The organism is uncultured Brachybacterium sp., assembly GCF_947500705.1.
Taxonomy (GTDB): Bacteria; Actinomycetota; Actinomycetes; order Actinomycetales; family Dermabacteraceae; genus Brachybacterium.
The window spans coordinates 437042-463472 of sequence record NZ_CANMSY010000002.1; the positions used below are offsets into that span (position 1 = coordinate 437042).

17 protein-coding genes, 1 tRNA gene and 1 pseudogene are annotated in these 26431 nt (G+C 69.6%); 13 read left to right on the top strand and 6 right to left on the bottom strand.

What is annotated here, in order from left to right:
* The first annotated feature begins 174 nt into the window (after window positions 1–174).
* From treS to Q0937_RS05150, 3 genes are all read left to right on the top strand, one after another.
* The gene (treS, locus tag Q0937_RS05140) at window positions 175–1974 is read left to right on the top strand and encodes a maltose alpha-D-glucosyltransferase (RefSeq protein ID WP_299300401.1); all 1800 of its coding nucleotides are present in this window, start codon (window positions 175–177) and stop codon (window positions 1972–1974) included.
* A gap of 270 nt (window positions 1975–2244) precedes the next feature.
* The gene (locus Q0937_RS05145; RefSeq protein ID WP_299300403.1) at window positions 2245–4206 is read left to right on the top strand and encodes an MFS transporter; all 1962 of its coding nucleotides are present in this window, start codon (window positions 2245–2247) and stop codon (window positions 4204–4206) included.
* A 252-nt stretch (window positions 4207–4458) separates the two neighbouring features.
* Complete coding sequence (locus tag Q0937_RS05150; RefSeq protein WP_299300405.1) at window positions 4459–5883, top strand: hypothetical protein; 1425 nt, start codon at window positions 4459–4461, stop codon at window positions 5881–5883.
* Window positions 5884–5976: 93 nt separating this feature from the next.
* Here Q0937_RS05150 and Q0937_RS05155 read toward each other — a convergent pair.
* From Q0937_RS05155 to Q0937_RS05165, 3 genes are all read right to left on the bottom strand, one after another.
* Window positions 5977–6048, bottom strand: a tRNA-Thr gene (locus Q0937_RS05155).
* 89 nt (window positions 6049–6137) lie between these two features.
* Window positions 6138–6980, bottom strand: coding sequence for a thioredoxin domain-containing protein (locus Q0937_RS05160; protein ID WP_299300407.1), 843 nt, complete (start codon window positions 6978–6980; stop codon window positions 6138–6140).
* A 127-nt stretch (window positions 6981–7107) separates the two neighbouring features.
* Window positions 7108–9231 (bottom strand): serine/threonine-protein kinase, encoded by a 2124-nt coding sequence (locus Q0937_RS05165; protein WP_299300409.1) that lies wholly within the window; start codon window positions 9229–9231, stop codon window positions 7108–7110.
* A gap of 210 nt (window positions 9232–9441) precedes the next feature.
* Between Q0937_RS05165 and Q0937_RS05170 the strand changes: the two genes are divergently transcribed.
* From Q0937_RS05170 to Q0937_RS05195, 6 genes are all read left to right on the top strand, one after another.
* Window positions 9442–10119, top strand: coding sequence for an AIM24 family protein (locus tag Q0937_RS05170; protein WP_299300411.1), 678 nt, complete (start codon window positions 9442–9444; stop codon window positions 10117–10119).
* A 35-nt stretch (window positions 10120–10154) separates the two neighbouring features.
* Window positions 10155–12422: a circularly permuted type 2 ATP-grasp protein gene (locus Q0937_RS05175; RefSeq protein ID WP_299300413.1), complete on the top strand. Its 2268-nt coding sequence runs from the start codon at window positions 10155–10157 to the stop codon at window positions 12420–12422.
* Window positions 12415–13413 (top strand): transglutaminase family protein, encoded by a 999-nt coding sequence (locus Q0937_RS05180; RefSeq protein WP_299300415.1) that lies wholly within the window; start codon window positions 12415–12417, stop codon window positions 13411–13413. The genes Q0937_RS05175 and Q0937_RS05180 overlap by 8 nt, the downstream gene beginning before the upstream one ends.
* Before the next feature lie 176 nt (window positions 13414–13589).
* A complete protein-coding gene (locus tag Q0937_RS05185) occupies window positions 13590–14504 on the top strand; it encodes a formate transporter FocA (RefSeq protein ID WP_299300416.1) in 915 nt (304 codons plus the stop codon).
* Window positions 14505–14689: 185 nt separating this feature from the next.
* Window positions 14690–16156: an FAD-dependent oxidoreductase gene (locus Q0937_RS05190; protein WP_299300419.1), complete on the top strand. Its 1467-nt coding sequence runs from the start codon at window positions 14690–14692 to the stop codon at window positions 16154–16156.
* A gap of 410 nt (window positions 16157–16566) precedes the next feature.
* Entirely contained in the window at window positions 16567–17409 is an 843-nt protein-coding gene (locus tag Q0937_RS05195; RefSeq protein WP_299300420.1) for a DUF559 domain-containing protein, read from the top strand.
* A 154-nt stretch (window positions 17410–17563) separates the two neighbouring features.
* On the opposite strand, the gene Q0937_RS05200 is transcribed toward Q0937_RS05195, so the two are convergent.
* Both Q0937_RS05200 and Q0937_RS05205 read right to left on the bottom strand, forming a co-directional pair.
* Window positions 17564–18775, bottom strand: coding sequence for a pyridoxal phosphate-dependent aminotransferase (locus Q0937_RS05200; RefSeq protein WP_299300422.1), 1212 nt, complete (start codon window positions 18773–18775; stop codon window positions 17564–17566).
* A gap of 107 nt (window positions 18776–18882) precedes the next feature.
* Window positions 18883–19439: pseudogene (locus Q0937_RS05205) on the bottom strand (AbgT family transporter).
* A 152-nt stretch (window positions 19440–19591) separates the two neighbouring features.
* Between Q0937_RS05205 and Q0937_RS05210 the strand changes: the two are divergent.
* The 4 genes from Q0937_RS05210 to Q0937_RS05225 all read left to right on the top strand — a co-directional run bounded on the left by Q0937_RS05210 (window position 19592) and on the right by Q0937_RS05225 (window position 25222).
* Window positions 19592–21850 (top strand): alpha-galactosidase, encoded by a 2259-nt coding sequence (locus Q0937_RS05210; protein ID WP_299300424.1) that lies wholly within the window; start codon window positions 19592–19594, stop codon window positions 21848–21850.
* 64 nt (window positions 21851–21914) lie between these two features.
* Complete coding sequence (locus Q0937_RS05215) at window positions 21915–22829, top strand: carbohydrate ABC transporter permease (RefSeq protein WP_299300426.1); 915 nt, start codon at window positions 21915–21917, stop codon at window positions 22827–22829.
* Window positions 22830–22842: 13 nt separating this feature from the next.
* Window positions 22843–23802, top strand: coding sequence for a carbohydrate ABC transporter permease (locus tag Q0937_RS05220; RefSeq protein ID WP_299300428.1), 960 nt, complete (start codon window positions 22843–22845; stop codon window positions 23800–23802).
* A gap of 10 nt (window positions 23803–23812) precedes the next feature.
* The gene (locus Q0937_RS05225; protein WP_299300430.1) at window positions 23813–25222 is read left to right on the top strand and encodes an ABC transporter substrate-binding protein; all 1410 of its coding nucleotides are present in this window, start codon (window positions 23813–23815) and stop codon (window positions 25220–25222) included.
* Between the two features lie 37 nt (window positions 25223–25259).
* On the opposite strand, the gene Q0937_RS05230 is transcribed toward Q0937_RS05225, so the two are convergent.
* Window positions 25260–26429 (bottom strand): ROK family transcriptional regulator, encoded by a 1170-nt coding sequence (locus Q0937_RS05230; RefSeq protein ID WP_299300432.1) that lies wholly within the window; start codon window positions 26427–26429, stop codon window positions 25260–25262.
* Between the last annotated feature and the right edge of the window lie 2 nt (window positions 26430–26431).

Here is a 26431-nt window from a genome sequence, read left to right on the forward strand (position 1 = left end):
GGGCGCGACGGCGATGGGGGCTGCTGCCCCGGATATGGATGCCCCATGGTCTCCCCCGACGTGCTGACCCGACCCGCGAACGGCGCTGCCCGCAGCTGCCCCGCCATCGTACGGCGGGCGCTACTGTGGTGCCACGTCGCACGCCCTGCTCCTGACCCCGCCGTGGAGGAACCTATGCCCCTGCACACCGCCCAGTTCACGCCGCAGGGACCAGGGGTCGACTACGACCCCCACTGGTACCGCAAGGCCGTCTTCTACGAGGTGGTGGTGCGCGCCTTCGCCGATGGCAACGGCGACGGCACCGGTGACTTCACCGGCCTCATCGAACGGCTGGACTACCTGCAGTGGCTGGGCATCGACTGCCTCTGGCTGCCGCCGTTCATGGCCTCGCCGCTGCGCGACGGCGGCTACGACATCTCCGACTACGAGGCGGTGCTGCCGGAGTTCGGCTCGATCACCGATTTCGAGCGCCTGGTCAGCGAAGCCCACCAGCGCGGGATCCGGGTGATCATCGACCTGCCGATGAACCACACCAGCGACAAGCACCCCTGGTTCCTCGAGTCCCGCTCGGACCCGGAGGGACCCTACGGCGACTTCTACGTCTGGTCGGACACCGACGAGAAGTACTCCGAGGCCCGCATCATCTTCGTGGACACCGAGGAGTCCAACTGGGCCTTCGACCCCGTGCGTCGGCAGTTCTTCTGGCACCGCTTCTTCTCGCACCAGCCCGATTTGAACTTCGAGAACCCGAAGGTCCGCGAGGCGATGTTCGACGTCGTGAAGTTCTGGATGGACAAGGGCATCGACGGCTTCCGCGCCGACGCGATCCCCTATCTCTTCGAGGAGGAGGGATCCGACGGGGAGAACCTCCCTGCCACCCACGACTTCCTCGCCGAGCTGCGCAGCTACGTCGACGCCCACTGGCCCGGACGCGTGATCATCGCCGAGGCGAACCAGTGGCCCGCCGACGTCGTGGATTACTTCGGGACCGACGAGAAGCCCGAATGCCATATGTGCTTCCACTTCCCGGTGATGCCTCGTCTGTTCTACGCGCTGCGCGAGGGCAGCGCCCGCCAGATCATCGACATCCTCGAGGACACCCCGGAGATCCCCCGGGGCGCCCAGTGGGGGACCTTCCTGCGCAACCACGACGAGCTGACCCTCGAGATGGTCACCGGCGAGGAGCGCACCGCGATGCTGGGCTGGTACGCGCCGGACTCCCGGATGCGGGCGAACGTGGGCATCCGGCGGCGCCTGGCGCCGCTGCTGGACAACTCTCGCGGCGAGCTGGAGCTGATCCACGCCCTGCTGCTGTCCCTGCCCGGCTCCCCGTTCCTCTACTACGGGGACGAGATCGCGATGGGCGACAACATCTGGCTCTTCGACCGTGACGCCGTGCGCACGCCGATGCAGTGGACCCCGGATCGCAATGCCGGGTTCAGCGAGATCACCGATCCCGGCAAGCTGTACCTGCCGGTGATCCAGTCGCTCGTCTACCACTACGCCACCACCAATGTGGAGGCGCAGATGGCGCATTCGAGCTCGCTGCTGCACTTCGTGCGCTGGATGCTCGCGGTGCGCAAGGAGCACGAGGCCTTCGGCATGGGCGCCTACCGCAACGTCCCCGCCGATTCGGACCGCGTGCTCGCCTTCACCCGCACCTATGACGGGGCCGAGCACGGCGAGGACGCGGAGTTCCATGCCGAGACCCTGCTGTGCGTGTTCAACCTGTCCTCACGGCCGGTGACCGTCGACCTCGAGCTCGGAGGGCTGACCCGGCGCACGGTGCGCGACCTGTTCGGCGGGCACGAGTTCCCGCCGGTGGGAGAGGACGGCTCGATGACCATCACCCTGGGCGGGCACGGCTACTACTGGCTGAAGGTGCGCCCGCTGCATCCCGACGGGGAACCGATGACCGTCACCACCGCGCTGCCGGTGATCGCCGCGGAGGATGTCCAGCCCACGGCAAGCTGACCACTGCCGCAGGACGGGGCCCGGGCTCCGGGAAGATGGGGGAAACGCCGCTGCGCCACGGGCCCGACGCCGATCAGGTCACATCCCGCAGGCGCTCGCGGTCCTCCATCGTCTACTCTGCTCGACGGCTCATGAGCCGCAAAGGCGCATCGATGACACGACACGAGGGACGCTGACCAGCAGCTTCTGACACGGAACGGCCGATCGCGCTCCCCGTTCCTCGTCGTCTGGAGTTCCCTCTTGTCCTCTTCCCACGCCCCCTCTCAGGGCATGTCGCGCTCTGCGATCGGCATGATCGTCGTGGCCGCCGCCGCGGCCTTCCTCGCCACCTTCAACGAGACCTTCCTCAACGTCGCTCTCACGCCGATCATGGAGAGCTTCTCCGTCGACATCGCCACCGTGCAGTGGCTGGCCACCGGCTATCTGCTGGTCGCAGCGATGTTCGTGCCGGTCTCCAATGTCCTCTACCAGCGCTTCGCGACGCGTCCGCTGTTCGTGGCGGTCGTGGCGCTGATGGTGATCGGCTCCGTGATCGGCGCTCTCGCCCCGAGCTTCGGCGTGCTGCTGGCCGGCCGCCTGCTGCAGGCGATCGGCACCGGTCTGCTCACCCCGATCGGCATGAACATCACCCTGGCCGTCGCTCCGCGCGAGAAGCTCGGCATGGCGATGGGCATCATGGCCGCGATGACGACGCTCGGCCCCTCGCTGGCGATCGTCGTCTCCGGTGCGCTGCTGTCGTTCACGTCCTGGACCACGCTGATGTGGATCTTCGGCGCGCTCGCGCTGGTGGTGCTGCTGGCCGGCGCGGTGCTGTTGCGCACCGTCGTCCCGCTCGGCCGCCCCGTGCTCGACGTCCTCTCCTTCCTGCTCGTCGCGGTGGGCCTGGTCGGCCTGCTGTACGGCATCTCCACCGCGTTCAGCGGCTCCCCGCTGGTGGCTGCGATCACAGCTGTCGTCGGCATCGCGGCACTGGCGGCGTTCATCAGGCGTCAGAGCCGGATCGAGAACCCGCTGCTGAACCTGCAGCCGTTCCGCAGCACGCCCTTCGTGCTCGGCGTGGCGATGACGATGCTGGGTCTGCTGTTCGTCTTCGCGATGAACGTCGTCATCCCGATCTTCCTGCAGTCCGTGCGGGGCCTGAGCCCGCTGGGCGCCTCCCTCCTCCTGGCCCCCGGCATCCTGCTGACCGTGGCCCTCGGCCCGATCGCCGGTCGCCTCTTCGACCGTCGTGGCGGTCGCGTGATGATCCCGGTCGGATTCGCCATCATGGCGGTCTTCGCCCTGCTGGTCGGCGTCGCCGCAGGGAGTTCCTCGGTGCTGCTGTTCGGCCTGCTCTACATCCCCGCGGTGCTCGCGACCTCGCTGGTCATCGGTCCCTCGCAGACCTTCGCCCTCTCGCATCTGGACCGTGAGACCAGCCCTCACGGCGTGACCGTGGTCAGCACGAGCTTCCAGATCGCCGGGTGCCTGGGCACCTCCCTGGCCGTGGGCGTCTTCAATGCGACGACCTCCCTCAGCCTCACGGGCGGCTCGGACGCACTGGCGGCCTCGACGACCGGCTTCCGCGGCGCGGCTGTGCTGGTCGCCCTCGCCTCAGCGCTGGGCATCGTTCTCGCCGTGGCGTCGACCAGGGCTTCACGCACCGCCCGGGCTGCCCAGACCGCCACGGTGGAGGAGTCTGCGGCCTCCGGCGCGACGCGCACCGTCGAGGGCCTGATGAAGTCCGACGTCCATGCACTGTCCACCGAGCAGAGCGTGCTCGAGGCACTGCGGATGTTCTCCGAGCGCGGGATCTCCGGCGCCCCGGTCCTGGACGCCGACGGTTCCTTGGCCGGCTTCCTCTCGGACGGTGACGTGATGCGGTATCTCTCCGCCGAGCACCCCAGCTCCGCGAGCATCTACTCCTTCGCGATCGGTGAGTCCGCTGATCTCGAGGACGCGCTCGCTGATCTCGTCAACCTCTCAGTGATGCGCCTGGCCACCCGTGAGGTGGTCACGGTGGATGCCAGCGCATCGATCGCCGACGCCGTCGCAGTGCTGTCGGACGAGCACCTCAAGAAGGTGCCGGTGGTGCGGGGCGAGGGCGGGCCGATGATCGGCATCGTCAGCCGCTCCGCGATCAACCGCCTGGCGATCTCCTCCTCCCTCGCCTCCCGCGGGGAGTCGGCGGGAGACACCGCTGAGCAGCACGGTGCTGCCGGAGATGTCCGTCAGGAGTCCGCTCTGGTCTGATCCCACCAGGGCAGCAGTTGCTGCGCCGGCCGGTCCCCCACGGGCCCGGCCGGCGCTGTCGTGTCCACGGGCGGACTCTGCCCGGGCCCAGTGAAAAATCTCCGTCGGGGGCCCGCGCCGTGCCCGGGTCGAGCTCGATGTGCCATTCTCAGGGATCGGCACATGACGCAGACACGAGGTCCGAGTCGAGATGCAGCCGGCGGGACACTGCCCCGGCGCGATGCCGATTCGGCGTGACGAAGGGAGAGTGCGGTGGCAGAGCCCCGTTCAGCGGCACAGGAGGCGGCCGATCCGAGCACCAGCCCGGAGAGACTCCTCGAACTCACCGAGAAGCATCCCCAGCTGCAGCGCCTGATCCTCCTGAACCCGTCATGCCCCGAGGTGGCGCGTCAGTGGATCCTGGCCACGAACCCGTGGGCGAAGCGCGCGTACGAGGAGAACGTCGAGGTGGAGGACGACGCTCCCACCGCCCTCCATCCCGCAGTGGACGACGAGGACACCCACGTCTCGGGCGTCTCCCCCGCCGGAATCTCCGCTCCGCCCTCTGACGCCACGTCTGACGCCGTGCCCGGCGCCACGCCCGGGCCTCTCTCAGAACCCGCGACCGAGGCCTTGCAGGATCCAGCTGCCGTCTCCGCCTGGGGCGACTTCGGGGACGACGCCTTCTGGGGCGAGGGGGACTCCGCGGTCGAGCCCGCGCCGGGATCTCCGACCCCCTCCGTGAGGATCGCGCGGGATGCGAGCGTGGTCCCGCTCGGGCCGGCGCCCTCCCCCGCGGCGTCGGAGTCGCCGGCATCGGAGTCCCCGACATCGGAGTCCCCAGCCGCAGCAGCCACCCCCACGCCCGCGCCGGCTCCGACGCCAGCGCCCATCACCACGCCTGTTCCGGCACCAGCACCAGCTGACTATCCGGACTACGCCGCCCCGGCCACTCCCGGCGCCTATGACGCCGCAGCGATGTATGGCGCGCAGGCCTCCGCCGCACCGCAGCAATCGCAGGGGCAGAGGCAGAGGCAGAGGCAGAGTCCTCTGACGCCTTACGGTGCCGCAGCGCCCACTGCGGCGACTACCGCGGCGCCCCCTGCGCACCCCGGTGCGACGGACGATCAGGGCTCGAGGCCCTCGCGCCGCATCTGGTGGGCGTGCGGGGGTTGCCTGCTGCTCTCGCTCCTGCTGGTGATCGCCATCGCCTTCGCCGGACGAGCCTGGCTGTCCGCAGACGACGACGGATACGAGCGAGACCGCTCGACCACGGCCCAGGAGACTCCGGCCGAGGAGCCTGCGGAAGAGCCCACCGAGGAGACCCCCAGCCAGGATCCGGTCTCCCCCGCCCCTGACGGCGCCCAGGAGATGACCGAGCTGCGCTCCCCGACCGGCAACATCATCTGCCTGCTGGAGGAGGACACGGTGTCCTGCTCCGTCCTCGAGCGCGACTTCAGCGAGTCCGGACTCGAGGACTGCGAGAACGGACCGTTCTCGATCCAGGTCGCTGGCGCGGAGGCCGCCCCGGCCTGCGGGACGTCCTTCCTCAGCGATTCCGCGACAGTCCTCGAGTACGACCAGAGCGCGACCTCCGGGGATGTCGCCTGCACCAGCCGTTTCGACGGCATGACCTGCTGGAACGTCATGACCGGCAAGGGATTCATGGTGAACAAGGCGACCTACGAGACGTTCTGACCCCGGTCCGGACGCCAGCACCCAGGCGCAGAACAGCCCCTCACCGGAGCACATCGGAGACGATGTCCTCGCAGGTGAGGGGCTGTTTCTTCGAGCTGGAGACGGGAATCGAACCCGCAACCACCTGTTTACAAGACAGGTGCGCTACCGTTGCGCCACTCCAGCGGGCGGACCGGCTGACGCATCAACCGGTCCGGAGCAGTCTAGAGGGAATCGCAGAGCTGCTCGTCCCCCACTGCAGGTCGTTCAGAGGGTCAGCCCTCGCCGCCGTCGGAAGCTGCTGCCTCGCCGCCGTCGGAAGCTGCTGCCTCGCCGCCGTCGGACGCCGCAGGACCGCCGCCGGCGGCCAGAACCGCCTCGCGCAGCGCACCGGGCTGGTTCCATCCCTCGTAGGTGGTGCCGTCGATCTCGACGTACGGGGTCCCGCCGCCGTTCTCCTCGCCGTACGGGTTCGCGACCCGATTCACCCACGGCTCATAGGTGCGCGCCTGGATGTCGCTGATCGCCTGCTCGGAGGCCCCTGCCTCCAGAGCGAACGCCTCGATCTGCTCGTCGGTCAGCCCCTCCGCACCGGGCTGGTTGGCGAACATCAGCGCCTGGAAGGCCATCGCATTGGCCGGATCATCCGCGTAGACCGCGACCAGGGCGTTCGCCGCCCGGGAGGAGTAGTCACCGGAAGAGGACTGCATATCCATGAAGTTGCGGGGCACGATGTTCACAGTCGCCTCCTCGTTCGCGACCATGGTCGCGAGGTCCTCGGAGTTGATGTCCTCGAAATTCCCGCAGTGGGGGCACATGAAGTCCACATGGATCTCCAGCACGGGCTTGCCGGAGTCCTCCGGGGCGCCCAGAGAGATGTACGGCTGGTCTGCGCTCATGCCCTCGGGCACCGCGACCGGACCCTCCGGCTGCATCGAGCGGTAGATGAGGAAGCCGACTCCGGCGGCGAGCACGAGCGCCACCACGGTGATCGCAGCGATCACGACGGTGCGCACGGTGCGCTGGCGCTTGAGCTCCGACTGCCGCTGCTTGCGCAGGGCCTCGCGCTGCGCTTCACGACGCTCCTGGGCTGACTTGGATGAACCGGTCGCGGCCATGGAAACTCCTTGCCCCCGATCCGGGGCTGCGGTGGGTGATAGATCGATGAGAGTTTAACGGTCTCCGTCTGGATGGTGCCGGGAAGGATGGGGCACCTCACGTGCTGTTCCGGGACCGCGCGAGATCTCAGCGCCGCCAGATGGCGATGTCGTCGAGTCGCGGGCCGCTGGGGAAGGGGAAGTAGTCGACTGCTCCACCGCGGGCGAGGAGGGTGAACACCACAGCCCCCAGCAGGAGCAGGAGCAGCACCACCACCACTGCGCTCCAGAGCAGGTCCGGAGCGGCGGCGTCCACCATCCGGTGCGCACCGTTGCGGGTGGTGCGACTTCCCAGACCGACCCAGGTGATCAGCAGGGTGATCGCCATCGCGGTCGCGAACGCCACCCCGTCCGGGGGCGGGGCGCCCTGGAGCAGCGTCCAGGAGGCATCGAGAGCGATCCCCACCAGGACTCCGAGGACCAGCGGGAGCAGCGCCTGGGCCGCGATCTCGAGCAGCCCCAGCAGGAATCGGAACGGACTGGCCAGGCCCGTCTTCCAACGCAGTCCGGCGCCGGTCGCACCGCGCATCCGCTGAGCGGTCGCGGACAGATGCGACCGCTCCCAGGTGCGGGCGAGCGCCCCCAGCAGCAGCAGCACGGCCAGCGACATGTAGGGCGCGATCACGGCGAGGGACACGATCAGCAGGTGCCCGATCCACACCAGCAGCGGACGGCGCGGCGGCGGCTCCGGCCACGGGCCGTAGGGGGTCATCGGCCCGGCTGCGGAGGGCGGGTACGGCGCAGGGTGCTGCGGCCGTGCCTCGATCGCCTGCGGGGCCCGACGCTGCGGATCCGGAAGCGGGGAGTAGGCGTACGGCTGGTGCGGGCGCTCCTGCACCGGCGCCTGCTGGCGGGGCACGTGCTGCTGCGGTGCCGGGAAGGGCTGGGCGTACGGCTGGTGGGACGGCGGCGGGTCGACGCGCTGCTGCGGAGCGTGCTGCTGCGGAGCGTGCTGCTGCGGAGCGTGCGACGGCGGCGCGCTGTGCGGCGGCGGAGGGACGACCGGAAGCGCCATGGTGGGTGTCCCGATCACGGGCAGGGCCTCGGTGACCGGCTCGGCGGGGGTGGCGATCCGCGGCAGCGCCTCGGTGGGCTGCTCGGCGGGGGTGGTGATCGTCGGGATCATCTCGGTGGGCCGGTCCTGGGCGCCTGCGCTCGCGACCGCGGTCCCGTCTGCGCCGGTGGCCGACGCCCGCTCCGGCGCCGTCTCCGAGGTCTCGCCCGTCGGGTCGGCGTCCTCCCCGGTGGGCGTGCCCGCCCCGATCACGGGCAGCACCGCAGTCCGGGAGCCGGCATCCAGCAGCTCCGTATCTCCCGGGTCGGGATACCGGGTGAGGTCCAGCTCTGCGAGCTGCGCGAGCATGTCCTCGGGAGCCGGTCGCTCCGCAGGGACGGAGCGCAGCGCCGCGCGCAGCCAGTCCGCGAGCTCCGCGGGAAGTCCGTCGACGTCGATCTCTCCGCGCTCGGCGCGCAGGAACACCAGATCGGCGCGGCCGCTGCCGAAGGGGTCACGACCGGTGGCCGCGAAGGACAGCAGCGCCGCCCAGGCCCACCAGTCCCCCGCCTCTCCCGTGTGATCGCTGCGGATCACCTCGGGGTCGAGATAGGCGGCGGTGCCCATCACCAGGCCGGTGGAGGTCAGCCGGGATTCCTCGGCCGCGATCGCGATGCCGAAGTCGATGATCACCGGATCCAGCCGGTCCCCCTCAGGGTCGAACCCGCTCAGGTCGCCCTCGGTGGCGCCGCGCAGCATGACGTTGCTGGGTTTGAGATCGCGGTGGATCACGCCGGCACGGTGGATGTCGCGCAGCGTCTCCCCCATCACCAGGCCGATCTCCCGCACCGCCTCGGGGTGCAGGCCGCCATGGGAGCGCACCGCATCATCGAGCGTCGGACCGGGGATGAACTCGGTGACCACGAAGGCGTCCGAGGAGTCGAGCTCTGCATCGAGGATGCGCACGATGTTGTCGTTGCGCACCAGCTTCTGCGCCGTGACCTCCCGAGCCAGACGCTCGCGCGCCTGCCGGTCGTCGGAGATCTCGTGACGCAGCAGCTTGATGGCCACGTCGTTGCCGTCGGCGTCGTGCGCGCGGTAGACGATTCCCATCCCGCCCGCGCCGATCCGGCCGAGGATCTCGTAGCCGGAGTCCTCGGCGAGCGCGAGCAGCCGCGGGTCGCGGGCATCGCGGTGGGAGATGCGGGACTCTGCCATGGCCTCCATGCTACGAGGCCCGCGCCCGGCATCCGGTCCGATTCACCGCACCCCCACATTGTCCGCACCCCGACCGCACCCCGGACACGGGCCGGCTGGAGCGTTCTCAGGGGGAGTCGACGTGAGACGATCTCCTCGCGGCGCGGTGGGCGCCGCGGTGCGGGGGCGGCTGCCGCCCGGCACCCGAGAGCGACCGAAGGACTCCGTGCCATGCGTTCGAACCTGTTCGATGCCTCCAACCAGGAGCGCCAGACCAACGACCGATGGGCGCTGCAGTCCAACAAGATGCTGCGCTGCTCGCTCACTCCTGACGCGCCGGAGATCATCTCCGCCTCCGGGGCGATGGTCGCCTATCAGGGGCAGATGGACTTCTCGTACCAGGGGTCCGGCGGCGGCATGAAGCTGCTGAAGAAGATGGCCACCGGCGAGGGCGGCAACATGATGCGCACCCGCGGGCAGGGCGAGATCTTCTACGCCCGCCAGGCCAACGAGATCTTCCTGATCCAGCTCGAGGGCGAGGCCCTCACCCTGAACACCAAGAACATGCTCGCCTTCGACAGCTCCATCCAGTGGGACATCAAGTCCCTCGGCGGCGCGGGCTTCATGGCCGGGGGTCTGTTCAACCTGTTCCTGCAGGGCCAGGGCATGGTCGCGGTCACCTCCGACGGCCCGCCGATGCTGCTGGACTGCTCTCAGCAGCCCACCTATGTGGACCCCCAGGCCGCGGTGTGCTGGTCGGCGAACCTGCAGCCGCAGATCAAGAACGATTTCAAGATGGGCTCGCTGATCGGCCGCGGCTCCGGCGAGTCCTTCCAGCTCGCCTTCCACGGCCCGGGCTTCGTGGTGGTCCAGCCGTCCGAGGGGATCCCGGTCGCCACCGGTTCCTGACCGCCGCGCCGAGACCTCGTGTCTACGATGTTCTGGTGACCTCCACCCCTCCTCAGGCCCTGGTCGACGAGCTCGATGCTCTCGGCCCTCTGGGTCGACGGCGCGCGGCGACGTCGGCGGCGAGCATGTTCGCCGGCGACGTCTCCGCCGCCGCGCCCGTGATCGATCCCGTGCCGCTGGTCCTGGACGTCGATTCCTGGTCGGAGCTGTCCACGGGCCTGGTCCAGCGGATGCGTCTGCTGGATGCGCTCTACGCGGACCTCTACGGATCGCGCACCGTGCTCGGCACCGACGTCGCCCCGGTCGCCCAGCTGCTCCAGGATCCTGCCTATCTGCGCTCCGCCGTGGGGATCCCGGCCCGCGGGAACCATCACCTCTTCGCCCTGACCACCACCGTGACCCGCACCGCCGAGGGGGCATGGGTGGTGCTCGAGGATTCCGTGGACGTGCCCGGCGGTGCCGGCACCACGCTCGAGCTGCGCCGGGTCCTCTCGCGCTGCGCGCCCACCCTGTACCGCTCCACCCCGCTGCGCCGCCTCCATCCCTTCTTCGACACCCTCCGCACCTCGCTGCACCAGCGCACGCGGGCCGACGGGCGCGCTGGCCGCACGGTGGTGCTGACCGCCGAGTCCGAGGACCCGATGCGGGGGTTCGACCACAGCTGGCTGGCGAATCTGCTGGGCGCTCCGATGGTCTCCGTCGGAGATCTGCGGACCGGCTCCGGCTCCCTCACCCTGCGCCTGCCCGGCCTGGATTCCGATCCCGGCGACGCGGTGGACGCGCTGCTGCGGCTGGTGCCCTCTCAGCTGCTGGATCCGTTGGACCTGGGCCCGACCCCGCTGGGCGGCGTGACAGGCCTGGTCGAGGCCGCCCGCTGCGGCGACGTGGAGATCTTCAACCCGCTCGGGGCTGGGCTGCTGGAGAACCCGGATCTGCGCTCCGCACTGCCGGACCTGTGCCGGCAGATGCTCCATGAGGACCTGCTGCTGCGCCCCGCCGCTCCGGAAGCCACCGGTGCGGGATGGCTCAGCGTGGACCCAGCCGGCGGCGATGAACTGATCGAACGCCCGGTGCGGATCCAGCTGCTGGTGATGGGCACCGAGGACGGCTACGAGGTGCTGCCGGGTGGGATCGCCACCACGGCCGACGACGGACCGCCGGCGCTCAAGGATGTCTGGGTCACGGTGCCGGAGACCTCCCCTGTCACCGACCCCTCCGAGCCCGGAGCGACCTCCGCAGAGCCGCGCATCCCCGCCCGGTCCCGCGGGATGCTCAGCGCCTATCCGGCGATGACCCGGTCGATCGGCTCGGACCTGTTCTGGTTCGGCCGCTACCTCGAACGGGTGGATTCCACCGCCCGCCTGCTGCGCACGGTGCTGGACACCATCAACGACCTCGATGCCGAGCACAGCCCGGCCGCCCGCACCGCCCAGGCCGTGCTGCTCGAGGCGGTCACCGAGGCCACCACCACGTACCCGGGCTTCCTGGATCTGGACCTGCAGGACCGCGCGGAGGTGCGCACCGAGCTCGAGAGCCTGCTCACCGATCGGGCGCGGCCCGGCTCCCTCGCCCAGTCCTACACCGCGCTCGCCCACACCACCCGGACTCTGCGGGACCTGATCTCGGATGACGTCTGGCCGGTGATCGCCCGCATGCGCCAGGAGGTCCGGGCGCTCGGCCGCGCGGACAGCCCGCCGCTCGAGCAGGGGCTGACGGACATCGTGGACGGCTGCCTGACGCTCTCCGGCGCGGTCGCTGATTCGATGCCCCGGAACCTGGGCTGGGATCTCACCGAGGTGGGTCGCAAGATCGAGCGCGCCATGAGCCTGCTCGCGCTGCTGCGGGCCACCCTGGGCCGGCGGCGCACCCGCGCCGCCGAGGTGCGGGTCGCCGGCGCGGTCGCGCTGATCACCGAGTCCGGGGCCTCCTACCGGCGCTCCTACCACGCAGCGGTGCAGCCGGAGCTGCTGCTGGAGCTGCTGCTCAGCGACACCACGCTGCCCCGTTCCATCGCCTTCCAGCTCGAACGGCTGGGGATGGCGCTGGATCGGCTGCCAGAGGTCACTCCGTCCCCCGAGCTGCGGGCCCCGCTGATCGCGCTGCGTTCCCGCATCGGCTCCTGGGAGGCGCGGGAGCTGCTGCGCCCGGTCGCCGAGACGGACGACTCCGCGAGCGCACCGACCGCGCTCCTGGAGGAGGTCGATGCGGCGATCGACCTGCTGCGGGAGCTTGCGACGGCTCTGGAGAACCGCTTCTTCCGTCCTTCGGAATCCACCTCACGATGGGGGATCGACGATGTCTGAGCATGACCGGGGCGCGCAGCGCCTGCGGCCGCTGATCCCGCTGCGGGACGAGGAGACGGGCACCGTCGAGCCCGTCCACTACCGCGTCCATCACCTGACCTCCTACCGGTACGCCAAGCCCGTCTCCCGCAACTACGGCCGCGCCCATATCGAACCGCGAGCCACGCCCCATCAGCGGGTGCTCTCGCACGAGGTGGTCGTGGACCCGTCTCCGGCCCGGCTCACCGCGCACACCGACTTCTACGGGAACTCCTCGACCTACCTGCTGGTGGACACCCCGCACTCGCAGCTCGACGTGCACTCCCACGCCCGCGTCACCGTCGCAGAGCGCAGCTATCCGATCGAGCCGATGTCACGCCCCTGGGAGCAGTGCACCCCGGCGCACTGGGGATCGCTGCTGCCGGATTCCGGCCTCGACTTCGTCCACCCCTCCCCACGCATCCCCGCGGGCACCGCCGCGCAGGAGATCTCCGCCGAGGTGTTCACCCCCGGCCGCGCGATCGGTGAATGCCTGGCCGATCTGACAGCGCTGATCCACACCGACTTCACCTACGACTCCGCAGCCACCACCGTCTCCTCGACCCTCGAGGAGGTGCTCGCCGCCCGACACGGCGTCTGTCAGGATTTCTCGCACGTCGGTCTCGCCGCCGTGCGGGCCGCGGGGCTCGCCGCCCGCTATGTCTCCGGATATCTGCGCACCGCGCCGTCGGCCGGCGATGCGCTGGGTACCGCGCCGGTCGGGGAGATGATCGGCTCCGCCGCCTCCCATGCCTGGCTCAGCGTGCTGGTGCCGGGCACCGGCTGGGTGGACATCGACCCCACCAACCGCACCTTCGTGGATCAGCGCTTCGTGACCACCGCGTGGGGCCGGGACTACGCGGATGTGCCTCCGTTGAAGGGGATCGTGGTGGGACCACCCGGCGCCAGCAGCACCCTCTCCGTCGCCGTCGGAGTGGTGCCCGAGATATCAGGCGCAGGCAGCCCGGAGTGAGTGCACAGAGTGAGTCTGGGCACCTCTCGCCTCGCGACAGCCGGTTCGTGTGCGGCAACTGCAGGAGAAGCGATCCGGGGGGTGCGGAGCAGGGATAGCCTGGCCGTCGGCAGCCGGACGCCGCACGTCACACAAAGCCCGGGTACCCTCCCCGTCCCCTCCTGGAGATCCTTCCCATGAATGAGCCTGCGCCCGCCACTCCGCCCACCGCCACCACGCCCAGCCCGCCGAGTCCCGTGATCACCGCACCGAAGGCGCTGACGAAGTCGCTCGAGGACGCGATGCACGCGAAGGCCATCGCGCCGTGGGACCGGATGTTCCTGCAGACCCTCACCGGGGGCGCCTTCATCGCCCTGGGCTTCGTCTTCATGGTCACCACCCAGCAGGGGATGGGCGACTGGCCGGTCGGCATCGCCAAGCTCCTCGGCGGCACCGTCTTCTCCGTCGGCCTGGGGCTCGTGGTGATCAGCGGCTCCGACCTGTTCACCGGCACCACCATGACGTTCATGCCGCGACTGTCCGGGCGGATCTCCACCGGCCGGATGCTGAGCCACTGGGGGATGTCGGCAGGCGGCAACCTGATCGGCGCCGTCCTCATCGCACTGCTGATGCTGGGGGCCGGAACCCATGCGACCAACGGCTCCGCCTGGGGGCTGATCGTCCTGGACACCACCCGAGCCAAGCTCGACCACGACTGGCACCAAGCGTTCTTCCTGGGCATCCTCGCGAACTTCGCCGTCTGCCTGGCCGTCTGGGTCGCCACCGCCGGCAAGACCGTCACGGACAAGGTCCTCGGCGTGGCCGGGCCGATCGCGCTGTTCGTGGCCACCGGCTTCGAGCACTCCGTGGCCAACATGTTCATGCTCCCGATGGGTCTGCTGATAAAGAACTTCGCCGGCGACTCCTTCTGGCAGGGCGAGGCGATCCAGGCCGCCGGGAAGTCGCTCGAGGACTACACCTCGATCACGGTCGGCGCCGCGATCTGGGACAACATGATCCCGGTGATCCTGGGCAACATCGTGGGCGGGGCCGTGCTGGTAGGTGCCTACTTCTGGGCAACCTACCGCCGGGGAGATGCCGACCTGGCGTAGAGCCGACGAAGAGCTGACCGCCTCGCGGGCCACGACGTCAGGCCGCTCACAGTGCCCGGGATCAGGACGAATTTCGCGTATACAGTGGTGCGGAAATCTGCGCAGAGCGGAGTCCGGCGGTATGAGCCGTGACCGCTCCGGATCGCATCCGACCCGGCGCCACCGCGCCATGAGACCGAGGTGAGATGTCCTCCTCCCAGCAGCCCTTCCGTCTGGCCGTGATCGGCTCCGGCCCCGCCGGCGTCTACGCCGCCGAGACCCTGCTCAAGAACAAGCAGGTCAAGAACGGGGAGCTCGAGGTCGCCATCGATCTGTTCGACCGCCTCCCGGCACCCTTCGGCCTGATCCGCTACGGCGTCGCCCCCGATCACCCCCGTATCAAGGGGATCATCACAGCGTTGCACCGCATCCTGGACCGCGGTGACATCCGCTTCCTGGGCGATGTCGAGTTCGGCACGGATCTCACCCTCGACGACCTGCGCCGCCACTACGACGCGGTCATCTTCGCCACCGGCGCGCTCAAGGATGCCGAGCTCACGGTGCCCGGGGTCGAGCTCGAGGGCTCCTACGGCGCTGCGGACTTCGTGGCCTGGTACGACGGCAATCCGGACTACCCCCGTACCTGGGATCTGGATGCCGAGTCCGTCGCGGTGATCGGCAACGGCAACGTCGCCCTCGACGTCGCCCGGGTGCTCTCCAAGAGCGCCGATGAGCTGCTGCGCACCGAGATCCCCGGCAATGTCTACGAGGGCCTGCAGGCCGCGAAGACCACCGACGTGCACGTCTTCGGCCGTCGCGGTCCCGCGCAGACCAAGTTCTCCCCGCTCGAGGCGCGCGAGCTCTCCCACCCTCGTGGCCTCCAGGTCGTGATGGATCCGCGGGACATCGAGCAGATCACCGAGGCGCAGTGGGAGGTCATCAACGCCGACAAGCGCACCTCCCAGGTGGCGCAGACCTTCGTGGGCTGGCTCGAGGAGCAGCAGCGCCGTGAGGCCGCCGGCGAGGAGCCGACGGACCGCGAGGGCCGCCCGGTCCGGCGCCGCCTGCACATGCACTTCTGGCACCGTCCGGTCGAGGTCCTCGGAGAGGATGGGCAGGTCACCGGCATGCGCTTCGAGCGCACCCGGTTGGATGCCGAGGGCAACCTCGAGGGCACCTGCGAGTTCGTGGACTACGAGCTCGGCGCGATCTACCGCGCCGTCGGCTATCACGGCTCCGAGCTGCCCGGCGTCCCCTATGACACGGAGCGCGGCGTGATCAGCAATACCGCGGGTCGCGTCACCGCTGCCGCGGGTGACGTGCTGCCCGGCCTCTACGCCAACGGCTGGATCAAGCGCGGCCCGGTGGGCCTGATCGGCGCGACCAAGTCCGACGCCATCGAGACCATCGCCAGCCTGCTCGAGGACATCGAGACCGGCACTCTGCCCTCGGCGACCGAGCGTGACGGCGACGCGATCCTGCGCCTGCTCGAGGACCGGGGCGTGCCGTACACGACCTGGGACGGATGGATGGCGCTGGACGAGCACGAGAAGGCGCTCGGGGCCGCCGCGGTCGACGCCGACGGAGAGCCCCGCGCCCGGATCAAGGTCGTCGAGCGCGACGAGATGGTCCGCGTCTCCCGCGACGCGGTGAACCAGCCCTCCCCCGCCTGACCGCGGACTGTTCGGCCCGTGCGACCGGCGCGAGCGGCCGGTCCGTACGGCCGTTGTTGCGGCCGGTCCGTACGGCTGGCGCGAGCGGAGACACGCCGCTCGCCACTCCCCGAGAGCACCGATTCCCTCCAGCAACGGAAGGGATCGGTGCTCTCGACGTGCTCCTGGTACGTGTCGCCGCACTCCGGCACACCGGCAGTCCAGCACCAGCACCAGCACCAGCACCAGCACCAGCACGGTTCCTCCCCAGCGCCTGCTCGTCCACCTCCCGGGCACCACCCGCTCGGGAGCGGCGGCAGGTCTCTACCGTCTGGGCCATGCCATCACCAGCACCACCTCCAGGGGCACGCCGCCACACAGCCATCACTCCCCGGAGGGTGTACCTGCGCAGCAGCCTCCGGCACCTCGGGGTGAGCGAGCGTCGTCTCGCCTCCGAGGAGTTCGCCCGTGTCCTGCCCGGCTGCTACACCCCGGCCTCCGAGCCTGCCCCGCTCCTCGAGATCGCACGGATCGCGCAGGAGCAGGTGGTTCCCGGGTGCACCCTCTCGCACATCTCGGCCGCGGAGGTGCTGCGGCTCCCCCTCCCGTTCCGCATGACCTGGGATCGGGGCGCGTCCCTCCACGTCGATGTCGCGGCTGCGCAGCGTCGCAGCGGCGGCCACCGCCTGATCGTGCACACCCGGAGCCCACGCAGACGCCTCCTCCTGCCCTCCGGCCTGGTGGTCGCAGATCCGGTGGACGTGCTGCTCGATCTGGCGTGCATGCTCCCCCACGATGGCCTCGTCGCGTGCATCGATGCACTCGGTTCACTGCGCCGCAAGGATGTTCGCGTGCCCGTGGAGACGGTCCGGGTCGCCACGCAGTCGATGACGGGCAGGAACATCCGAGAGCTGCGGCTGGCCGCACGGGACGCCCGGGATGCCGTGGACTCGCCCCGGGAGACCGCGACCCGCCTCCTGCTCCTGCGCCGCGGTTTCCCCGAGCCCGTGCTCAATCGGCCCGTGCTCGACCCCGCGACGGGGATCGAGTTCTTCCTGGACCTCTCCTACGACCGCTGGATGATCGCGATCGAGTACGACGGGAAGGACCACTACGATCCGGACCGCACGAAGAAGGACCGGGACAAGGATGAGGTACTCCACGACCAGGGATGGTCCGTGCTCCGGATCACCAGCCACGATCACCGCGATCCGCGACACTTCCTGGCCAGACTCCGGGCGAAGATCCACGACGCGCCCAGACGCGCCGCATGACGTGCGTCGAGAACACCGATCCCCTGCAGATTCGGAAGGAATCGGTGTTCTCGGCGATCCGACCCGGCGCGGCGCGAGAGGGGGCGTGGGAGGGGGCGCGGCGCGGGAGGGGGCGCGGCGCGGGAGGAGGAGGCGCGGCCGCCTCAGCCGCGGCTCAGCGCCGGATCCCGGCCAGGAAGTCCCCGATCCGGTCGATGGCATCCGCCAGCACGTCGACGGAGGGCAGGGTGACCAGTCGGAAGTGGTCGTGGGTGGGGAAGTTGAAACCGGTGCCCTGGGTGACCAGCAGCTTGCGGGCGCGCAGCAGGTCGTAGGCGAACTGCTCGTCGTCGTCGATGCGGTACATCTCCAGGTTTAGCTTCGGGAACATGTACAGCGCACCCTGCGCCTTCTGCACCGAGACCCCGGGGATGGCGGTCAGGCCCTCATAGGCGACGTCGCGCTGCTCGCGCAACCGGCCGCCGGGCAGGATCAGCTGCTGGACCGACTGGTGACCGCCGAGCGCCGTGGCCACGATGTGCTGCGCGGGCACATTGGGGCACAGTCGCATGTTGGACAGCACGTCCAGGCCTTCGATGAAGCTCGTCGCGTGGTCCTTCGGTCCGTACAGCGCCATCCAGCCGGCCCGGAACCCGGCCACCCGGTAGGCCTTGGAGAGACCGTTGAAGGTGATCGAGAGCAGGTCCGGGGCGAGCGACGCGATCGGGGTGTGGACGACATCGTCGTAGAGGATCTTGTCGTAGATCTCGTCCGCGAGAATCATCAGCCCGTGCTTGCGGGCGACCTCGAGGATGTCGCGCAGCACGTGCTCGGGATACACCGCACCGGTGGGGTTGTTGGGGTTGATGATCACGATCGCCTTGGTGCGCTCGGTGACCTTGTCGGCGATGTCGGTGACGTCCGGCCACCAGTGCTCGTCCTCGTCGCAGCGGTAGTGCACGGCGCGGCCGCCGGCGAGGGAGACGGAGGCGGTCCACAGCGGGTAGTCGGGCTGCGGGATCAGCACCTCGTCACCGTCGTCCACCAGGGCCTGGCACACCATCTGGATCAGCTCGGAGACGCCGTTGCCGAGGTAGACGTCGTCCAGCTCGATCCCGGGCATGCCGCGGGTCTGGTAGTACTGCGCGACCGCCCGACGAGCCGAGGGGATGCCCTTGGAGTCGGAGTACCCCTGCGCGGTGGGCAGGTTCTTGATCATGTCGACGAGGATCTCGTCGGGCGCCTCGAAGCCGAACGGCGCGGGGTTGCCGATGTTCAGCTTGAGGATCTTGTGCCCCTCGGCCTCCATGCGAGCTGCCTCTGCGGGGACCGGTCCTCGGATCTCGTAGCACACGTCGCGCAGTTTCGAGGACTGGGTGAAGATCATTCTGGGGCTCCTGGCCTGGTCGGGAGGTTCAGGCTAGCGCCAGCCGACGGCCGACGGGGAGGTCGACCGGACGACGGACGCGCCGCGCGCTCCGAGAACCCGGGGCATCACTCCAGATGGATGTCGTTCGCGGGACCGATCGGGAGGTCCAGACCGTAGAACACCAGCAGCACTGCCACCCACACAGTGAAGAACACGATGGTGAAGGGCACGAGGCGCGCCACCAGCGTGCCCAGGCCCGCACCCGGCTCGTACCTGCGCACCATCCCCAGCAGGACGATGAGGTACGGGCTGAGCGGGGTGATGATCTGGATGGAGGAATCCCCGATCCGGAACGCCGCCTGCACGAAGGCCGGCTCGAGCCCGGTCAGGGCGAGCATCGGGACGAACACCACCGCCATCAGGCCCCCCATGGACGTGCCGGAGGTGATGAAGAGGTTCGCCACGGCGCACAGCACCACGAAGCGAGCACCACCGGCAGCCCGCCGAGCTGCGCGGATTCGAGCCAGGTCGCCCCGTGCACGGCGAGGTAGGTGCCCACCCCGCTCCAGGTGAACAGGGCGAGGAACTGGGCGAGGGCGAACTGCCGGGGCGGAGGCGGACATCGAGCTCTCCCGGGACGGGCGACTCCCGGTGCCGGGAGCTGGGCGCGGGGCTCGCGCACCGTGGATCATCGTAGGTCCCACCACCTGGGACGGAGGCGCACCGCTCTTGACGACTGGCGGACCACCATTTACTTTCATGGTGTAACTATTCGGAGGGCGCGACGTCGACCACCCTCCGGCACCGCATCCCGCCGCATCCAGGAGGCCACTGATGTCCCCTCATCGGATTCCCACCGATCATCCCGTGCTCGCCCCGCGCCCCGGTGCGACGCACCGCCTGCACCTCACCGCCTCGGACGTCTCGGTGGTCCTGGATGTCACCGAGGGGCGGGCGCCGGCGATCGCCCACTGGGGCGCGGCCCTCGGCGAGCTCGGGGCCGACGGGCTCGATGCCGTGTGCGACGGGGCCGTCGACGTCGTCCCCCAGAATGCGGTCGACGTCCCGGTGCGGATCGGGATCATCCCCCAGCAGAGCGACGGCTGGATCGGCCGGCCCGGGCTCAGCGGCTCGCGCTCGGACGGCTCCGGCTGGGCACCCCGTCTGGTCACCGAGAGCGTCACCCTCGACGGTGCCCCGATGGCCGCCGCCCACGCCGAGACAGGAGCGGCCACGGCACGCTTCGCCCTGGCCGACGCGGCGCTCGGCCTCGCCCTCGGCCTCGAGGTCGAGCTGCTCCCCTCCGGACTGCTGCGGATGCGCGCCACCCTGACCAACACCGCGGAGTCCCCCTATGCGCTGGCCGAGCTGACGCTCACCGTCCCGGTCCCGGCCGAGGCCGAGGAGCTGCTGGACTTCGCCGGTCGCTGGGCGAAGGAGCGCACCCCGCAGCGCTCCGCCTTCACCGTCGGCACCCACCTGCGCGAGAACCGCCGCGGTCGCACCGGGGCGGACGCGGCGCACGTCCTGCACGCCGGTCGCCCCGGGCTCGGCTTCCGCCGCGGTGAGGTGTGGGGTGTGCACACCGCCTTCTCCGGCAACCATCGCCATCTCGCCGAGCAGATCAACACCGGCCGACGAGTCCTCGGAGGCGGCGAGCTGCTGCTGCCGGGCGAGCTGCAGCTCGCCTCCGGGGAGGAGTATGCGGGCCCCTGGCTCTATGCCACCTACGGTGAGGGGCTCGATGCCGTGGCCTCCCGCTTCCACCGCCATCTGCGTTCCCGCTCCCGGCACGTGGACACCCGCCGCCCGGTCACCCTCAACGTCTGGGAGGCGGTCTACTTCGATCATGACCTGACCCGGCTCACAGACCTCGCGGACCGCGCCGCAGCGCTCGGGGTGGAGCGCTTCGTGCTGGATGATGGCTGGTTCGGCTCCCGCCGTGACGACACCTCCGGGCTCGGCGACTGGGTGGTCTCCGACGAGGTGTGGCCGGAGGGCCTCGGCCCGCTGATCGACCATGTGCGAGGGCTGGGGATGGAGTTCGGCCTCTGGTTCGAGCCCGAGATGGTCAACGAGGACTCCGAGGTCGCCCGCGCCCATCCCGAGTGGATCATGGCCACCTCCCCCGAGCGGATGCCTCTGGAGTCACGGCACCAGCAGGTGCTGAACCTGTCGATCCCGTCCGCCCAGGCCCATGTCCGAGACCAGATGATGGCGATCCTGGACCGGTACGAGATCGGCTACCTCAAGTGGGACCACAATCGTGACCTGCTGGAGGCCGCGACCCGTGAGACCGGCCGGGCCGCCGTGCATGAGCAGACCCTGGCCACCTACGCCCTGATGGACGAGCTCAAGGCGGCCCACCCGGGTCTGGAGATCGAATCCTGCTCCTCGGGCGGAGCCCGCGTGGACCTCGAGGTGCTCGAGCACACCGACCGGGTGTGGGTCTCGGACTGCATCGATCCGCTGGACCGCCAGCAGATGAACCGTTGGACCTCCCAGCTGATCCCGCTCGAGCTGATGGGCAGCCACATCGCCTCCGGCCGCTCCCACACCACCGGACGCCTCCACACCCTCGCCTTCCGAGGGCTGTCCGCCCTGTTCGGGCACCTCGGCATCGAATGGGACCTGGCGCAGGCCACCGCGGCGGAGCTGGACGAGCTGCGGGAGTGGATCACGCTCTACAAGGAGCACCGTGAGCTGCTGTTCACCGGTGACCTGGTGCGCGCGGATCGCGGCAGCAGCCCGCTGTGGATGTACGGAGTGGTGGCCCCGGACCAGGCGGAGGCGCTGTTCGCCCTCACCGCCGTCGGGCGGTCCTCCGAGTCCCAGCACGAGCGGCTGCGCTTTTCCGGGCTCGATGCCCGCGCCCGCTACCGGATCCGTCCCCTGCTGACCGGCGAGCGCCCCACCGGCCTGGCCCTGCCGCCCTGGTGGCAGCGCGCCGAGGAAGAGGACGGGCTGCTCCTGCCCGGCGCGGTGCTGAGCACTTCGGGCCTCGCCGCTCCTCTGATCGATCCCGAGCAGGGCGTGCTGTTCTCCCTCACCCGTGAGCCCGTCACGTCGGACGCCGCCGCGGCAGACCGCTGACCACTCCCCCGTCGCGGCCCGGATCCTCCGGGCCTCCACCACCCCCAACAGGAAGAAGGAAGCCATGTCCACCGTGACGACGTCGACACGGTCGGCTCCCCCCGCACGCCGCCGGAAGGACGACACGAAGCTGGCGCTGATGTTCATCGCGCCCGCTTCCGTCGGCCTGCTGGTGTTCCTCGTGTGGCCGCTGCTGACCGGCATCTACTACTCCTTCACGGAGTACACCACCCTCACCCCGCCCGAGTGGGTGGGGCTGGCCAACTACCGTCAGCTGCTGACCGATCCGATCTTCTGGACCTCATTGAGGGTGACCGTGCTGTACGTCGCCATCAACATCGCGGTGCAGACCGCCGTGGCGCTGGTGATCGCGGTGCTCATGCAGCGCCTCACCCAGTCCACGATCCTGCGCTCGCTGGTCCTCGCCCCGTTCCTCGTCTCCAATGTCGTCGCCGCGATCGTGTTCCTGTGGATCCTGGACACCCAGCTCGGCATCTTCAACATCTTCCTGCAGTGGATCGGCTTCGACCCGGTCTCGTTCTGGGCCAGCGAGACCTGGGTGATCCCGACGGTCGCCCTGGTCAACGTGTGGCGGCACATGGGCTACACGGCGCTGCTGCTGTTCGCGGGCCTGCAGTCCATCCCGGCGAACCTCTATGAGGCCGCCCGCACCGACGGCGCCGGCGAGATCGCCATGTTCCGGCGGATCACCATCCCGCTGCTGCGGCCCATCCTCGCGCTGGTGCTGATCATGACGATCATCGGCTCGTTCCAGGTCTTCGACACCGTCTCGGTGACGACCCAGGGCGGTCCGGCCGATGCCTCCCGCGTGCTGCAGATGTACATCTACCAGAACGCCTTCGCCGAGTACGAGTTCGGCTACGCCTCGGCGCTGTCCGTCGCGCTGCTGTTGATCCTCATGATCGTCACCTTCACGCAGTACTGGATGAGCAATGCCGGCAAGTCGGACCTGGACTGAGGGGACTGAGACGATGACCACGACATCACGCACCGTCACCGACGGCGCCGGGCGCCGCACCGGCACCCCGGATCGACCCGCGCCCCGGCGCCCTCGGACACAGGTCCCCTGGGGGAAGATCGCGGCCTGGACCGCGATGGTGATCTTCCTGCTGATCACCCTGTTCCCCTTCTACTGGATGCTGCGCACCGCACTGTCCAGCAACAACGCTCTGGCCACCGATCCGTCCAGCCTGCTCCCGGTGGGTCTGAACGTCGGCGGCTTCGAGCGCGTCTTCGGCCTCCAGGACGTGGAGACGGCGATCTCCCAGGGCGGCAGCGGCGCCTCGATCAATTTCTGGCGCTACCTGCTGAACACCGTGATCGTCGCGACCGTGATCACCATCGTGCAGACCTTCTCCTGCGCGATGGCCGCCTATGCGTTCTCCCGGCTGCGCTGGCGCGGCCGCGAGACGGTGTTCCTGGTGTTCCTGGGCTCGCTGATGATCCCGCAGATCTTCACCCTGCTGCCGAACTTCATCCTGATCAAGAACCTGGGCCTGGTGGACACCCTGCTCGGCATCATGCTGCCCACGCTGTTCATCTCGAGCTTCGCGATCTTCTTCCTGCGCCAGTTCTTCAACAACGTCCCCCGCGAGATCGAGGAGGCCGCCCTGATCGACGGCGCGAGCAAGGTGCGGGTGTTCTTCACCCTCATCCTGCCGATGTCCAGCGCACCGTTGGCCACCCTCGCTCTGCTGACCTACATGACCGCGTGGAACGAGTACTTCTGGTCGCTGATGGTCTCCTACACCGACCAATCGCGGGTGCTCACGGTGGCGCTGGGTGTCTTCCGCGCCCAGGCACCCGGCACCGGCCCGGACTGGTCGGGGCTGATGGCGGCGACCCTGGTCGCAGCCGCGCCCATGCTGATCCTCTTCGCGCTGTTCGCGAAGAAGATCGTCAACTCCATCGGTTTCACCGGAATCAAGTGAGGTGCCCCAGATGAACTCCCGAAATCACCATGCCCGCACCGTGACGCGCACGGCCGTCGGCAGCACCCTGACCCGTCGTCGTCTGCTGCAGGGCTCGGCGGCTCTCGCCGCCGGCACCGTCGGCGTCGGCGCCCTGTCCGCCTGCGGCGGGGTCTCCGGACCGGCCGGCTCGACCGAGATCGACTACTGGCTCTGGGATGCGAACCAGCTCCCCGCCTACTCCGCGGCGATCGATCGGTTCATGGAGCAGAATCCCGATGTCTTCGTGCGGGTCACCCAGCTGGGCTGGGACGACTACTGGACGAAGCTGACGGCGAGCTTCGTGGCCGAGGCCGGCCCGGACGCCTTCGCGGACCATCTCGCTCGCTATCCGGAGTTCGTGAAGCTCGGGGTGATCGCGCCGCTGGACGGCCTGGCTCCGCTCGACGCGATCTCGGCCGGGCACTTCCAGGACGGCCTGCAGGAGCTGTGGACCGGTCAGGACGGCGCCCGATACGGCATCCCCAAGGACTACGACACCATCGCGGTGATGTACGACAAGGCGATGCTCACCGAGGAGGGTCTGACCCCCGAGGACCTCGAAGGGCTGGACTGGAACCCCGAGGACGGCGGCACCTTCGAGAAGATGCTCGCACGCCTCAGCGTCGATGCGAACGGCGTCCACGGCGACGAAGAGGGTTTCGATCCGACGAATGTGGCACGCTACGGCATGGCCGCCGACGCCGGGATCGACTACACGGGACAGACCAGCTGGTCGCCCTTCGCGCTCTCGACCGGATGGACCTTCACCGATGCGGAGACCTGGGGCACGCATTTCAACTATGACGACGAGCGCTTCGCCGCCACCATGGACTGGTACTTCGGCTTGGTCGACAAGGGCTTCTTCCCCCCGTTCGGCGTGTTCGGGGACTCCTCTCCCACCCAGACCCAGGTGCAATCCGGCAAGGCAGCGCTGGCGCTGACGGGGTCGTGGATGATCACGACGTTCAACAACATGGAGGGCATGGAGCTGGGGATCGCCCCGCTGCCGTCCGGGCCGGTGGGAACGCCGATATCGATGTTCAACGGCCTCGGTGACTCGATCTCCGAGCAGTCGCAGCACAAGGAGGAGGCGGCCCGTCTGATCGCCTTCCTCGTCTCCGACGAGGCGCAGCAGATCATCGGCGAGCGCGCCCCGTTCTTCCCGTCCACCGACGTGGGCACCGCCGCGGCCATTGCCAGCTATGCCGAATCGGGCCTGGACGTCACCCCGTTCACGAACCGGGTGGAGAACGGGGAGACCGGCCTGTACCCGCTGGTGGAGAACTCCGCCTCGATCGCGTCGATCATGCAGACCGCCATCGACCAGTGCTGGATGCGACAGATCGACGGCGCGGACTTCGCCTCGTTCAACGAGCGGGTCAACGCCCTGTTCGAATGACCCCGGGCGGCCGACGAAGCGACGTCGGGGTCGCGCCTCAGGGCTCGACCCCGACGAACGCCTGCACGGCGATGACGGCGACCCCTCGCGCCCATTCATCGAAGTCCCCGCTGAGGGTGCGGATCGCGAGCTCCTGCTGGGAGCCGGCGAGGCCCTGGCGCAGGGTCTCCTCGAAGGTGGGTGCGCCCGCCCGCAGCAGGTCCACGTTCTCCCCGCCGAGCACGATCGCTTCGGGATCCACCACCGCGACCAGGCCGACGGCTGCGACGGCCAGCGCGCGCGACATCTCCGTCGCGATCGAGAGCGCGCCGTCGTGTCCCCGCGCGAGCAGGGTGCGCAGGTCCTCGACACCCTCTCCCTCGGCGAGCACGCCCTGCTCGCGGGCGCGACGGAGCACGGCCTGCGTGCTGGCCACCTCACGGATCGCGACCGGGTCACCGTGCGGGCCGACGCCGATGGGCAGCCGTCCGGTCAGCCCCGCCATGTAGTGTCGGCCGCGCACGATCCGACCATCGACCACCGTCGCGATCCCCACCCCGGCACCGACGGTGAGCACGGCGAAGGAATCGTAGGACCGGCCCATCCCGAACCAGTGCAGGCCGCTGACCATGGCGATCAGGTCGTTCTCGACGACCACGGGAAGCTGGACCCGGGCCTCGAGGGCAGCGGCGAGCTCGACCGGCTCCCGCCAGCCCAGCAGGTGCGCGGAGACCACGGTGCGGCGCTCGGCGACCAGTCCTCCCAGGCCCACCCCGATCCCGACCACGTGGGGGTGCGCGGCGATCATCGCCTCCACGGCGAGGAGGATCGTCTCCTGGATCGACTGCGGTGCGGGATCCTCCAAGGGCAGCGTCAGCTCCTCGAGGACGTTCGCGCGCACCGTGGTGACCACGGCATGGACCTCGTCGGCGGTGACCTTGACCCCGATGAAGCGGGGGCCGCGGTTCTCCTCGATGTCGAGCGGCTCGTGAGGCCGGCCCTTGGCCTGCTGCACGATGTCGAGCGGATGCAGCAGATCCCGCTCGAGCAGATCTCGGCTCACGCGGGTGACGGTGGGTGCCGAGAGGCCGAGCCTCTGGGACAGCTCGCTGCGGGAACGGGGGCCGAACCGCAGCAGGTCCCGGTACACCGCGCGCGTGCTCTCGCCGCCGAGCTCCGCCACCGTGGCGGTGTCAGCACCGGCGCCTGTGGTTCCGTCCCCCTGCATGC